This is a genomic window from Bacillota bacterium, from assembly GCA_040754675.1.
Lineage (GTDB): Bacteria > Bacillota > Limnochordia > Limnochordales > Geochordaceae > Geochorda.
In genome coordinates this window covers 1-13,614 of record JBFMCJ010000052.1, presented here as the reverse complement: position 1 = coordinate 13,614, position 13,614 = coordinate 1, and the positions used below count along the sequence as shown (strand labels likewise).

At 66.6% G+C, this 13,614-nt stretch carries 11 protein-coding genes and 2 tRNA genes; 6 read left to right on the top strand and 7 right to left on the bottom strand.

What is annotated here, in order from left to right; all coding sequences use genetic code 11:
* From AB1609_05055 to AB1609_05035, 5 genes are all read right to left on the bottom strand, one after another.
* A partial coding sequence (locus tag AB1609_05055; protein MEW6045837.1) for an ABC transporter permease occupies positions 1-798 on the bottom strand: 798 nt, incomplete at its 3' end.
* Between the two features lie 83 nt (positions 799-881).
* Entirely contained in the window at positions 882-1,844 is a 963-nt protein-coding gene (locus AB1609_05050; protein MEW6045836.1) for an ABC transporter permease, read from the bottom strand.
* A gap of 139 nt (positions 1,845-1,983) precedes the next feature.
* Entirely contained in the window at positions 1,984-3,933 is a 1,950-nt protein-coding gene (locus tag AB1609_05045) for a peptide ABC transporter substrate-binding protein (protein ID MEW6045835.1), read from the bottom strand.
* Between the two features lie 255 nt (positions 3,934-4,188).
* On the bottom strand, positions 4,189-5,250 hold the full coding sequence (locus AB1609_05040) for a LacI family DNA-binding transcriptional regulator (GenBank protein ID MEW6045834.1): 1,062 nt from the start codon (positions 5,248-5,250) through the stop codon (positions 4,189-4,191).
* A 345-nt stretch (positions 5,251-5,595) separates the two neighbouring features.
* Positions 5,596-7,773 carry a DUF5060 domain-containing protein gene (locus AB1609_05035; GenBank protein ID MEW6045833.1) on the bottom strand — a complete coding sequence of 726 codons (2,178 nt, stop codon included), beginning with the start codon at positions 7,771-7,773 and terminating at the stop codon, positions 5,596-5,598.
* Between the two features lie 462 nt (positions 7,774-8,235).
* On the opposite strand from AB1609_05035, the gene AB1609_05030 reads away from it, so the two are divergent.
* The 4 genes from AB1609_05030 to AB1609_05015 all read left to right on the top strand — a co-directional run bounded on the left by AB1609_05030 (position 8,236) and on the right by AB1609_05015 (position 10,697).
* Positions 8,236-8,312: transfer RNA gene (locus AB1609_05030), tRNA-His, on the top strand.
* Between the two features lie 22 nt (positions 8,313-8,334).
* Positions 8,335-8,411 (top strand) — tRNA-Arg (locus AB1609_05025).
* An 84-nt stretch (positions 8,412-8,495) separates the two neighbouring features.
* On the top strand, positions 8,496-9,095 hold the full coding sequence (locus AB1609_05020; GenBank protein MEW6045832.1) for a class I SAM-dependent methyltransferase: 600 nt from the start codon (positions 8,496-8,498) through the stop codon (positions 9,093-9,095).
* Between the two features lie 249 nt (positions 9,096-9,344).
* Positions 9,345-10,697: a penicillin-binding transpeptidase domain-containing protein gene (locus tag AB1609_05015; protein MEW6045831.1), complete on the top strand. Its 1,353-nt coding sequence runs from the start codon at positions 9,345-9,347 to the stop codon at positions 10,695-10,697.
* 63 nt (positions 10,698-10,760) lie between these two features.
* Here the strand turns inward: AB1609_05015 and AB1609_05010 are convergent, their stop codons facing one another.
* Positions 10,761-11,948 carry an alpha/beta family hydrolase gene (locus tag AB1609_05010; GenBank protein MEW6045830.1) on the bottom strand — a complete coding sequence of 396 codons (1,188 nt, stop codon included), beginning with the start codon at positions 11,946-11,948 and terminating at the stop codon, positions 10,761-10,763.
* Positions 11,949-12,208: 260 nt separating this feature from the next.
* On the opposite strand from AB1609_05010, the gene AB1609_05005 reads away from it, so the two are divergent.
* Together AB1609_05005 and AB1609_05000 are read left to right on the top strand one after the other, a co-directional pair.
* Positions 12,209-12,388: an SHOCT domain-containing protein gene (locus AB1609_05005; GenBank protein ID MEW6045829.1), complete on the top strand. Its 180-nt coding sequence runs from the start codon at positions 12,209-12,211 to the stop codon at positions 12,386-12,388.
* A gap of 56 nt (positions 12,389-12,444) precedes the next feature.
* Entirely contained in the window at positions 12,445-13,212 is a 768-nt protein-coding gene (locus AB1609_05000; GenBank protein ID MEW6045828.1) for a hypothetical protein, read from the top strand.
* Positions 13,213-13,250: 38 nt separating this feature from the next.
* On the opposite strand, the gene AB1609_04995 is transcribed toward AB1609_05000, so the two are convergent.
* The coding region (locus AB1609_04995) for an ABC transporter permease subunit (protein MEW6045827.1) at positions 13,251-13,614 on the bottom strand (364 nt) is incomplete at its 5' end.

The window sequence follows — 13,614 nt, the reverse complement described above, 5'->3', positions numbered from 1 at the left end:
CCCGAGGAAGTTGAAGCTGAGGAGGGTGAAGGCAAAGATCAGCGCCGGCCAGATCAACAGGTGGGGAAAGCCCAGGATCATGCTGTTTCCGATGTTGAGCAGGTTCCCGAAGCTGGGCATGGGCGGCCGGAGCCCCATACCGAGGAGCGAGAGGGCGCTTTCGGTCATCATCGCCCAGGGGATGCCCATCATGAAACTGATGATGATCGGCCCGAGGGCGTTCGGCAGCAGGTACTTGCGGATGATGTGGCCGTCCCTGGCGCCCAGGGCCCGGGCAGCCTCGACGAACTCCGACTGCTTGAGGGAGAGGATCTGTCCGCGCACGAGCCTGGCCAGGCCGGCCCAGCCCGTGAGCCCGATGGCCAGGAAGATGGTGAAAAGGCCCCTGCCGAGCACCGTCACGAGGATGACGTTGAAGAGAAAGGTGGGGAAGGCGTACATGACGTCCACGAGCCGCATGATCAAGGTATCGACCACCCCGCCGCGGAACCCCGCCAGAGCACCGAGCAGGACGCCGATGACCAGAACGACGAATTGGGAGCCGAAGGCCACGATGAGGGCGTTGCGGAGGCTGTAGAGGATGCGGCTCAACATGTCGCGGCCGAGATCGTCGGTGCCGAAGGGAAACCGCAGGCTCGGCGGCTCGAAGACGTGATCGTAGTGCGTCTCGTCGTATCGGTACGGAGCGATGACCGGGGCCAGGATGGCGATCAAGATCAGGGCGATGACGAAGATGCCGCTGGCCACGGCCATCCTGTTCTGCTTGAACCGGCGCCAGGCCGCGGCCCAGTAGCTCACACCCCCTCGTGCCTTTCGCTGGCCGACCGTCGCGCCGGCTGGTCTTGCGAGGCCGGTTGCCTGGTTTGCCATGCTCAGATCCCCTACTCCAGTTTGATTCGCGGATCTAAAAGAGCGTAGGCGATGTCGACCAGCAGGTTCATGACCATGACCGAAAGGGCCAGGATGAAAGTGGAGGTGACCAGGAGCGGGTAATCCCGGAAACCGGCGGCGGTAACGAAGAGTTGACCGATGCCGGGGACGCGGAAGACCTGCTCGATCCAGACGGCGGAGCCGGCCAGGATTCCGGCGAGGGTCGGCCCGATCACGGTCACGATGGGAATGAGCGAGTTCCGCAGGGCGTGTGTCAGGATGACCGCGCGTTCGGTCCCCCCTTTGGCGTAGGCGGTCCTGATGTAGTCCTGGTTGAGCGTGTCGAGCAGGCTCACCCGCATGAACCTGGCGATCACCGCCATGGGGCCCAGGGCCACCGCCACCACCGGCAGGATCATCTGTCGCAAGGAGCCCCACCCCGAAGTGGGCAGCCAGCCCAAGGTCACGGCGAAGAGGATGATGAGGAGCACGGCGATGACGTAGGCCGGGATGACCTGGCCGATCATGGCCAGGAAGGTGGCCGTGTAGTCAAGCCACGTGTTGCGCCTGAGCGCGGCGAGGATACCGAGCGGGATCCCGACCAGGATGGCCAGGGCCATCCCGAGCAGCCCCAGGGTCAGGGTGACGGGGAACTTCTGGCGGATCTGTTCCTCAATGGTCATGCCGGGATTGGAGAACGAGGGACCGAACTTGAACCTGACCGCATCCCCGAGGTAGACCAGGATCTGCTTCCAGAGCGGCTGGTCCAGCCCGTATTTCTTCTCGAAACCACGCCGCAGGACCTCCACCTGCTCCTTGCTGAGGTTCGTACCGCCGGCCGCCGTCTGATAACGCTGGATGTCGAAGAAGTTGCCCGGGGCGGCATACATCAGGCAGTACGTGATCACCGTGAGAACGACGATGGAGAAGGCGATCGTCACGAGCCGCTTGCCGATGTACTTCAAAAGGGCCATGGATGCACCCCCCTCGTTGGCACCAAAGGCAGCAGAGGCGCCTGACCCGTGGCGGGCCCGAAGCTCCAAGGCCCGGTCAGTGTTCAGTGTAAGGACGGGGGCGGAGGGCACCGCGCGGGCACCCTCCACCCTTTCCAGCTTACTTCACGTTCATGTACTTGAAGTTGAAGACGGCCGGGCCCCAAGAGAACTTGTAGATCATGAGCCCTTCGATGTTCGGCCGCAGCACGTACTGGGCCTTGTCCATGTAAAGCGGGACCATGTAGTACTGATCCTGGATGATCTGGAGGACCCTGGGGGCCATCTCCACGGCCTTCTCGAACGGCAAGTTGAGCATCTCGTAACGGAGGCGGCGCGCCTGCCGGTTGGTCTCGTTCATCCCGGTGTACTCCACCTGGAACTGTTCCTCACCGAGGAGGATCCGGTTGGCCTGGCGCCAGTACTCGATCTTGTCCTTGTCGGTCGTGGCCTTCTTCCACTTCTCGTAGACCTCGTCGAACTGCTCGTCGAAGGTGGGCTTCTGCATCATCTCGGCGATCCAGTGCTTGCTCGGCTCCCTGGCCACGATCTCCTCCTTCGCCGCTACCAGCTGGGCTTTCTTGGCGAAGAGCGGTTCCCAGTCGGCCGCGGTCAGGCCGCCCTTCATGGTGAGGTAGTCCTCGCGGAGCTGCCAGATCTCCTGGGAGTTCTTCCGCACGGCGGTAGGATAGTCGTAGAACCACAGGGTGTGACAGGCGTTCTTGAGGAGCGCGCCCGCCTCGAACGAGTTCATCGGCGCTCCTATCCTGGTGAAGCCAGGGGCCGCCTCGGGGGTCCAGTTGGCCCAGACGTACTGGTTCCAGTAGAGACCGCTTTCAATGTTCTCCACCAAGACGTTGACGCCGAGGTTCTTCTTCCACTGGTCCACGACGAACTCCACTTCCGGCATGTTGCCGGTGATGTAGAACTTGAGCGTGGGCAGGCCCTTGCCGCCAGGATACCCTGCCTCGGCCAGGAGCTCCTTGGCCCTGGCCGGATCGAAGGGGATGGCCTTGAGCTGCTCACCGATGGGATCGTCGTCCGTCCAGTACTTACCGGAAGCTACCGCTCGCCCGCCCAGGACGGTCCTGGCCAAGGTCTCGCGGTCGATGGCCAGGGCGAAGGCCTCACGGAGCTTCTTGTTGTCCATCACGTCGTTGACGCCGCGGGAGATCTGGTATCCTTGCCAGAAGAGGTCCATGACCGTTTCGTGGAAGGCCTTGGCCAGCTCAGGGTTGGACTTGACGAACTTGAACTCGGCCACGTTGCCGATCCAGGCGAGGTCGAGCTCGCCCGCTTGGTAGGCCTGGATGAGGCTGACGCCTGCGGCGAAGTTCTTCAGGACGATCCGGTCGACGTTGCCGCGCTCGCCCACGTAGTTGTTGTTCTTGACCAGGACGGTTTCCTTGCGCTCAACCCAGGAGATCGGCACGTAGGGGCCATTGCCCACGAAGTGCTCGGGTCTCCACCAGTCGCTGCCGTACTTCTCCACCGTCTTGCGATGCAGGGGCATCGCGCCGCCTACCGCCAACCAGGAGTTGAAGTCGTAACGCGGCGTCCAGAGGGTGAACTGGAGGGTGTAGTCGTCGAGGGCCTTGACGCCGAGTTCGTCCGGGGAAACGGCGCCGGCCTTGACCGCCCAGGCGTTCTTGACGAACTGCAGGGGACTGGCCCACATCGGCACGTCAGGGAGCTCCGGCCCCGCGACGTACTTGTAAGTCCATTCGAAGTCGTGTGCGGTGACAGGATCGCCGTTGGACCACTTCTTGTCCTTGCGCAGGGTGATGGTCCAGGTCTTCCCGTCCTCAGAAGAGGTCCACCTCTCAGCGATGACCGGCACGACCTTTACCCCACCCAGACCCTTCGGATCGGGAGCGTACCCGAACAGCCCCTCGAAGATCGTCCCCTGGGCCAGGATGTGCTGGGACTGCCAGTAGTACGGGATGAAGCTGGGTATGTTGTCGAAGAAGGGTAGCTGGACTACGTTCTCCTTGGCGACGACCCCGGCACCCCCCGAGACTACGAGGAGACACGAGAGAACGACGACCGACCAGATCCTGACTGCTCTCATGCCCTTCCTCTCCTTCCGTTTCGGCCTGGTTTCACGCATGTAACCGAGCAGCTGAACGGCGCCGTCTTCCATCCATCACCCCCCTTTTCGCCACTAGATGGAGTTTCAGCTTCCGGGCCTTGTGGCAGGATGCATTGTCCAGAATCAGGCCGGATGGAACCGCCGGTCTGCTGGAGCAGGAAGGCCGAAAAGGCGTGAACGGAAGAGTCTCCGTAAGCTGCACCAGGATCCCGCGCCACCGACGGCTGCAGACACTCACCCCCCACCCGGAAAGCCCCCGGACGGGGGCGCCGTCGACCCTCGAAGAACCAGCCGCGTGGGCACAATGATCCGCACAGGCGTGCTCGCTCGCGAGGTACCCAGCTGGTTGAGCAGGCGGCGAACCGCCTCGCGGCCGATCTTGCGCTTGCGGACGTGAACCGTGGTGAGCGGGGGGGTGACGTGCGCGGCCGAGCTGATGTCGTCGAACCCGGTCACGGAGAGCTCTTGCGGGATCGCCACGCCGCGTTCGGCCGCCGCCCGGATCACACCCATCGCCATCATGTCGTTGCTGCACAGCACGGCAGTGACGCCGTGCGCCATGACGTCGCCGAAAGCGGCGTGGCCGCCGTCGAACGTGGGAGCAGCTTCGATTACGACCTGGTCTGTCGGGGGCACCCCGGCCTCCGAGAGGGCCGACTGGAACCCCACCACACGCTCCCAGGCAGCGGCCGATCCCAGGTGCTGCTTGAGGATCGCGACTCGCCGGTGGCCGAGGGAAGCGACATACGCCGCCACGGTACGTGCTCCAACGAGGTTGTCGCTCAGGACGGCATCGCACGCGAGATCGGGGAGATAGTGGTCGACCACGACGGTTGGCCGCTTGAGCGCCTTGAGGGAGTCGAGGAAGTGTGGAGAGCTGCCATATCCCAGCCACAGGTACCCCTCGGTGGCTTCAGACTGCTCGAGCCGGCGGATTTCCTCGTCCGAGTTGACGAAGGCCACCCGCAGGCCCAACCCGACCTTACGGGCCTCCTCCTCCACGCCGGCGACGATCTCCATATAGAACGGGTTTTGCGCCACGTCGCTCAGGTAGGCACCCTCGCGGCCGTCGAACACGAAGGTGAGGGCCTGCTCCGCCGCAAGCGATCCGCCTGAGGACGGGACGTCGAACCCCATGGCCCGGGCGCGCGCCACGATGCGTTGGCGTGTCGCCAGGCTAACCCCGTTTTTGCCGAGCAGAGCCCTGGACACCGTGGAAGGGGCGACGCCAAGCTCCCTGGCAAGGGCCCGCATCGACACCCGACCGGCGTTGGCTCGCTTCGCTGGCTCCGGCACGGCCACGCCCCCTTGCGCTTACAGGCCGGCGCGTACGCGCATTCACCGTACGGCCCGGGCGGCGCCGGTTAGCGCAACGTTTGCGCGTCCTGTTGCAACACAAGGATACGACGTGCGCTCGCGCTTTCCTGCCACGAGGCACGCGATCGTCACGCCTCTTGCTTTTGGAGAGGTCGCCACAACCGCGTGCCTTTCGAAACCCATTTCCTATGCGGACCTGTTGCGGCGCTGACGCAACACATCGCAACAACGGGAGTGCCGGGAGCGCATCTCATCTTGCCAGAGGTCTCATACCACCCAATAACGTCCGGCTGCTAAAAACGGCGGGGGTCCGTGCGAGAATCCTCACTCCAGCTCCACCGCGATGGCGACGTCTCGCCGGAACGGGGGTACCGCGAGCCGCAGGGTGCCGTCGACGGCCGTAGGCCGCCCCTCATGGACGACCCGGGCGGTCCACGGATCCCAGACCCTCACCCGGTAGGCGCCGGCAGGCGCGCCGGCGAGAGACACCTTGACCCCTTCCATCAAGAGCGCCTGGTATCCCTCCACGACCCGCTTCCATGTGTGGTGGCGATCCTGAAGCCAGAGAAGATAGCCCCGGTCGCTGCGCAATCCGTACCCCCGCACCCGGGGGACGGCGTTCTCCAAGACGTATCCGCCGATCTGGATCCAGTCGGCCCCCGTGTTTTCCACCTCGATGCGGTAGGTTCCGGCGACCAGGGGCACCCGCACCACCTCGTTCACGGGTCGATCGTCGGCCTGCGGGGGATAGACGGCCCACCTGGCCACCTCTCCGTTGACACGGATTTCCAGCTCCGCGCCCGAGCGGGCAGCCACCAGCACCTCCACCCCGAAGGACCCGTCGCGCGTCAGGGTCACGTCGAACCGGGAAGGCTCGGACCGCTTGTCGGTGTTGTAACGGCGGCCGTAGAGGTAGGAGGCAACGGCCTGTGGGCCGCTGGTGCCGGAGGGATTGACGATCCAGTAGGGCCTCTCGGGCGTCGCACCCCAGCCGAGGGTGGGGGAAACGATCAGGTCGCCCGGAACATCGGTATCGACGGTCACCTTCTCCGGAACGGCCGGCAGCCACCGGTCCAACGGGACGAACCCAGCCAGCCCCTTGTAGTGGTAGTACAGGTCGTTGGGATGAATGTAGCTGTCCCACCACCAGCTCATCCCCGTAGCCGAGCCTCCGGAAAACAGGCCGGCCCAGACCGCGTTGTGGACGTTGACGCCCTCCCGGTCCGCGCGGGCGGGCCCGCGCCAGTCGGTCCCGTACTCCGCGGTGAGCGTGGGCTTCGCAAAGCGCTCCAGCTTACGCTGATCGTTGGCCATTACGGCCTCCACCATATCAGCCACGTTGTAGAAATGGCTATTGGTGAGATCCATCTGGGGAAGGGCCCAGATGGCGTCCTCCCTCTGGGGGCTGGAGAAGCTGGTGGTCACGAGGTGGCCGTAGGGGTCGATCTCCCGGAGATAGTCGCCCATCTCCCGGTGCCACGCCGCCACGACCTCCGGATCGTAGTCGTCGGTGAGGTCCACTTCGTTCCACAACTCCCACGCGAGGAGGTTCGCATGATGCCCCCAGCGGGCCACGATGTAACGCAGCCGGCGCTTGAACAGTTCCCGAGCCTCGGCATGGGTGAAGAACTCGGCGGGCCGGGAGAGCATTCCCCCGTTAGCCCGGTTGTAGGGGTTCTCGTGCCACTGCGGGTTCACCCGGGCGCTGAGCTGCCCGTGGTTGTTGAGGACCAGCATGACGTTGATCCCCAGGTCCTCGGCCAGCTTCATCACGTAGTCCAGCTGGTAGGCCCGGTCCTGACGGCGGTCGTAGTTGCCTAAACCGGTGTCATTCCACTCCAGGCCGAAGCTCCAGCTGGCCATCCAAATACGGACGAGGCTAGCGCCGCTGGCAGAGAGGGCAGGCAGCCATATGTCATAGTCGTCCGGACGATCCTTCCACCAGGCCAGATTCTGCCCGATGCCGAAGAAGGGTGTCCCGTCCTCGTAGATGAGGCTCAACCCATCAGGGGAACGTCGTAGGAAGCCCCGCCGTGCGGAGGGGCCGACGGTGAACGTGGCCTCTTCCGTGACAGCTTCTCCCGTGGCGTCCCGCACGTGCAGCCGGTAGGACCACGTGCCGACCTCGTCGGGCGTAAACCGGACCCTCCAGGTGGGGGGCTGGCGGGTGCGAACGGCCGCCCCTCCGAGATCGCGGCTGCGCAAGTGGTCGATGTAGTAAAAGCCTATCACCCGAAGGACCCGCCCCGAAGGCGCGCAGAATGCGGCCTGGACGTCGACATCATCGGGGTCGTAGGGATTTGCGTACCGGGCCTCCAGGTCCAGCAGCAGCTCCACCGTGTCATAACGGCCCGGGTCCGCCGGGCGCAGCTCCATCGAGCGAATCACCGGCTTGGCCATCGCCTCAGTCCCCCCCGCTACCGCGCAGGCTACCAGCCAGATGGCGATCCACACGAAAGCAGGTCGACAGTGAACCTCCTTGGCTTCTCGGTTCTTACTCATGCAGGGCAGACGCCTCCCGCCGGAGGGTGAAAGGCCGTCCCTTCCTTGATGTCGGGGAGCTCCCGCCAGGTGACGTCGTCGAAGGCGGTCGGCCGGTCTCGGCGCCCCAGCACCCCGAGCCTCCCCCTGCCCGGAGGTGGTTTCCAGCCGCATCATACCAAAGACGGCCTGCAGATTCTGCAACGTCACCCCCACCCAACCGCCCGGTCCCCGACGCCTCATGCGGGTCGAGCACGAGTATCGGCGTCGGGGCACCGCCTGTTACCTGGCCGGGTTTGACGTCCGGACCGGCCGCGTGAGCGAGCGCTTGGAGGCTCGCAATGGCAAGGTATCCTCCTATAGCGTCAGAGCCGCACCGGGAGGAACCTCGGATGGCTTGACGGGGCACGGCGAAGGCGCACGCTTGACGCCCTTCGGACTCTGCGCGTAGAATCGGTTCGGCACCCGACCTCATCGTTCGTGGTGGGCGTAGCTCAGTTGGTTAGAGCACCAGGCTGTGGACCTGGGGGCCGTGGGTTCGAATCCCACCGTCCACCCCATGTCGATGTGCTGCGCGTCGGTGCGCCCGTAGCTCAGGGGATCAGAGCGGGTGGCTTCGGACCACCAGGTCGTGGGTTCGAATCCTACCGGGCGCACCAAGTCGTTTGGCCCACGCCCGGGGTCCGGTCACGTCGTCTTTTTCATGACTCGGGGCGAACCCCGGTTGGGGAGGTTGAAGGCAAATGGCGGCGTACCGGGCGACAACTCACGTACCGCCTCTCGTGAGGGAGGCCATGGACGTGGCAAAAGAGGCCGGGTTCGAGCAGTCGTGCACCGAGGAAGTGGGCCGCCTTCTGAGATTGCTTGCCAGCCAGTTTGAAACCGGCACCATTGGCGAGATCGGCACGGGGTACGGGGTCGGTGCCGCCTGGATCGCAAGCGCACTGGCGCCGGGCGCCTGCTTTGTAACCGTGGAAATCGACGAAGCCCGGGCGGCTCGCGCGCACGCCCTTTTTCGACACCTGCCCAACGTTCGCGTCATTCACGGCGACTGGCGGGAAATCGTGAGGTACGGCCCCTTCACCATGCTGTTCGCCGACGGCGCCAGGGTGAAGGAACGCCATCCCGAAGTGATTCTGCAGTCCCTCAAGCCCGGAGGGCTTCTGGTGCTCGACGACCTGACGCCGGAGGACCAATGGCCGACGGAATGGCGGGGCAGGCCCGATCCGGTGCGACAGTTCTGGCTGAACGATCCTCGGGTAACTGCTACCGAGGTCATGGTCAGCCGGGACCATGCCGTCATTCTGGCCACACGCTCCGCTACACCACGGCGGGGAGCCTGAGCGGCGGGCGGGGCATCTTCCTGACGGCCAGCCCGCCGGATGTTACCGGCTGCTCGCGACGAGGGGTGCGCCACGGCCCGTGGCCTTCCTGGTGGGCGCCCGAAGGGGAGGAGCGGTTAGAGACGGTCGTCGTATCCATCCGGTGGGCGATGGCCCCGGCGGCAGGGGACCCGCAAGCGGAGCGGCAAGAGCTGCCCCGGCCGGGGGTTGCTGGCCGGGGCCTCTTTCCATGCAGGGAGGCGCGCATCCATGCGGCGGGCCGTTGCCCTGGCCCTGGCGGCGGTGGCGCTCGGGGGAGCCACGGCGCAGGCCGGGCTTGGGCCGGTGGAGCTGGTCGACCGCCACGGACAGCCGTTTGCGACGCTGTGGAACGACGAGGTGCGGTACAAGGAGGACCCCTGTGACCGCTACTTCGCTTTCGTGATCCGGGCAGCCGTCAAGGACGTGCTGGGTTCGGAGGTCCAAGCTGGCCTCACGGTGCGAACCTCCCTCGACCTGCGGGTCCAGCGGGCGGCCGAAAAGGCGCTGCTCACCCGCCTTCCGGAGGGAACGCCCGACGAAAACGGGGTGCTGCAGCCCCAGGGCGCCATCGTCGTCCTGGACCCGCGCACCGGCGATGTGCTGGCGCTGATCGGCGGGCGCTGCCAGGACAGCTTCAACCGGGCGGTGGCCGCCTTCCGCCAGCCCGGCTCCGGCCTGAAGCCTTTCATCTACGCTGCGGCGCTGGACAGTGGCATGACCGCAGCCAGCTTCGTGTATGACGGGGAGATTGCTCTCCCGCTTCCCGGCGGGAAGGTGTGGCAGCCGCAGAACGCCGACGGGCGATACCACGGGTGGGTGAGCCTGCGCTACGCATTGGTGCACTCCCTCAACACGGCAAGCATCCGGGTACTGGCCCAGGTCGGGGTTGACCGCGTGCTCGGGCTTCTCTCAAGCCTGGGCTTCTCGCGCCTGGGAGCCCACGACCGCCATCTCGGGCTGTCGCTCGGTGCCGTCCGGGACGGGGTTGCTCCGATGGAGATGGCCCGGGCGTATAGCGTACTTGCGTCGGGCGGCTATCTTCCCGAGGTTCGGACGGTTTTGAGCATCACGGACCGGGACGGGGAGCTGCTCTACGAGGCGCCCCTGCGGCGGCAGAAGGTGATGGATCCCGTGACCGCCTACATCGTGACGTCCATGCTGCAGGAGGTGCTCACGGACGGCACGGCAGCGGGCCACGTCCACGTGGACATTCCCATGGCGGGGAAGACCGGAACGAGCGAGGATGACGCCGATGCGTGGTTCGTGGGGTATACGCCGGCGCTGGCTGCGGCGGTGTGGGTGGGCTTCGACCGGCGCCAGCCGCTGCCTCTGGGAGATCTGCCCTATGCGAGCCTGTTGGCCGTCCACGCTTGGGGAGACTTCATGGAACGCCTCCGGCCAACGCCCCGTAGCTTCGATGGACCCCGGGGCGTATCAACCGTCCGTATTGACACGCGGACCGGACTGCGGGTACCTGCCCGGTGCAACGTTCCGGCCAGTGAGGTACGGACCGAATTCTTCCGGAAGGGCACGGAGCCCGCCGCGATCACGCCCCGGTGCGAGGACGCGGCTTCGTCTTAGCGCGGCGCACCTGCAGCGTCCGCTGTCGCCCCCGTTCGTCCCCGCCGGCGAGGAGGTTCCCGCTCAGCCGGCCCGTGACCGGATCCACTCCACAGCCGTGTCCAGCGCGGGATGCAGGTGAGACTGCAGCGAGTGGTCAGCCCCCTCGAGCCACTGCAGCGTGAGGGGCGCGGTGATCCGGGCGGCATATCGCTCCACCACGACAGGATCCGCCATCGCATCCCGGCTCCCGGCAAACCAAAGGAGCGGCGCCTTGAGGGCGGCAAAGCGCTCGGCCGGGACGGCCGGCGGCTGCCCGGGCAGGTGGAGCGGGTACCCGAACGCTACGACGCCCGCCAAGGCCTGTTCTGTCGCTGCCATGACCGAGACCACGGCCCCCAACGACTTGCCCGCCAGGAAGACTGCCTCGTCCGCCAGGTCGAGCCGGGACCGGGCCCACCCCACCACGGCCTTCAGATCCTGCAGTTCCGCGGCCAGATCCCGCGAGAACGGCTCGCCCCGCACCCGGTACCCGAAGTCGAACCGCACGCCCGCCATCCCACGCTGGGCAAGCCGCTGGCACAGGTGCAGGCTCAGGGGGTGCGACGCATCGTGGTTGGCCCCGTGGCTGGCGATGACGGCGCCTGCCGGCCGGACGCCGCAGGGAAGGTGCAGGTAGACCCGGAGCGGCGTGCCCTTACTGCCCGGCACGGCCACCTCCTCGACGCCTCCGCCCGCCATCGCATCGAACTCCGCCACCGCCGCCGGACGGTAGCTTCCGGAGGCGTAGCTCTCCTGAAGCACGCGCCGAGCCTCGTCGGGCGAAAGCCCGGCCATCAGGGCGTTCGTCTGCGCCGGGCGTTCCACGAACCGCCCCACCTCGTGCCAGGTTTCGTCGGGTCGGACCTGCGCCGCGACTGCCAGGGGGATCTTGGCCTTGCCGCCGGTCAGGTGCCGGTCGCCGAGCTCCGGCCACCGGTCTCGCCTGAAGATCCGCAGCGGCGTCCCGCCTTCGCGGGCGATCCGTGCCAGCACCGGCACCATCGCCACGCAGTCCCCACACCAGTCCTCGGCCAGGACGTACACCCGCCCCCCGCTCTCGGCGAAGCGGTGATAGCGTTCCCGCACGTCCTTGGGGACCGCCGTCTGCTCGTAGTTGCGGCCCATGCGCCGGGCGGAAGCTGCAGGCGCCCCCGCGACAAATTCCTCGAACGGTATGCCCGACGACCATTCGCCCTCACCGATAAGGGCCGGCAGTGTGCCCTCCGCCAACTCTTGGGCCCCCTTGTCCAAACACCGTCCCCAGCATTGTAGCTCCCGGGTGCCGGCACCCTGAAGCCCCGCCGTACGCCGCGCCGCCCGGCCGGTTACACTAGCCTCGTCGATCCTTCACGATGGCTTCACACTTTTCTCATCCTGGCCTCAGCGTCCTGAGAAATGATACCCCGGGGGGTTTGAAGGGAGGACACCTGATGTGGTGGGGATGTGGCCCCGGTGCATGGGGCGGTAACTGGTGGGTTGGAGGGCTTATGATGCTGCTCTTCTGGGCCCTGGTCATCGGCGGCATCGTATGGCTGGTGCGGCTGGTGACCGCGGGCGGTGGCGGCGCTCCTGCCGAACGCAGCCGGGCACGCGCGATCATCGAGGAACGCTTCGCCCGGGGCGAGATCTCCGAAGAGGAGTTCCGCCGGATGCGGGAGGAGCTGCGCTAACAGACCGGCCGCCACGGCCTCAGGCCGGCCATCTAATCAGAGGGGGTTGGAGCCGCATGACCCGGAGCGGGCGAACGGTTGTGATCAGGCTGGGCATCGCCCTGGGAGCAGCGCTCCTGGCGGCAGGTGCGGCCGGTGCGATGGGCTGGTTGGGAGGCTACGGCCCGGGGCGGGCCGGTGGCCCCGGCGGCCTTCCGGGTGCATGGGGAGGCGGCATGCCCTACGGGATGATGGGACCGGGAATGATGGGCTACGGTGCCAGGGGCCCTGGCGTGATGGGCGGCTGGCGGGCGCCAGAGCCTGCTGCGGGCGCCACTCCGCTCACCGCCGAGCAGGTCGCCGAACAGGTCCGGGCGATCCTGCCCCAGTGGGCTGAGGCAGGCCTGCGCGTCGGCCACATCATGGAGTTCGACAACGGCTTCTACGTCATCGTGGAGGGCGCCGGCGGCAAGGGAGCGTTCGAACTCCTGGTCGACCGCTACGGCGCCTGGGTTCACCCGGAGCCCGGCCCCAACATGATGTGGAACACCCGCTACGGGCACATGGGCTCGTGGCAGGCGGCCACGGGCAAGCCGCCGGTCAGCGCCGAACAGGCTGTGCGGCAGGCCCAGGCGTACCTCGACCGCTCGATGCCAGGCACGACGGCCGGCGAACTGACTGAGTTCCCCGGTTACTACACCATTGACGTGATGACCGGCGGCCGAACCTCCGGCATGCTCAGCGTGAACGCCTACACCGGCCAGGTCTGGTATCACACCTGGCACGGCGCCTTTCTCTCAGAGACCGAGGCGGACGGGGAGCACGAGGCCGGCCGCAGCACGTGAGGCAGCTCGCGATCGGATCGGCGAGGGCGCCGGTAGCGTCAGCGGTGCCCGAGCCTGGCCAGCGGCGACGCTATCCGGGGTGGAGCCGACCGTTCAGGGAGGTGGCGGCCCCACCTCAGGCCCGCCCACATACCGGCCCCGGCCACCGCGACCAGGATCAGCGCGAGCCCGTTGGCCTCCTGAACGTGGCCGGCCTGCACGGCGGTGTAAATGGCGATGGGAATGGTTTGAGTACGGCCGGGGATGTTGCCCGCCACCATCAGCGTGGCGCCGAACTCCCCCACCGCCCGGGCGAACGCAAGCAGCACCCCCGCCGCCACCCCGGGCCACGCCAGCGGCAGCAGCACGTAGCGGAAGACCGCCCACCTTCCAGCTCCGTCCACCTGGGCGGCCTCGACGGCG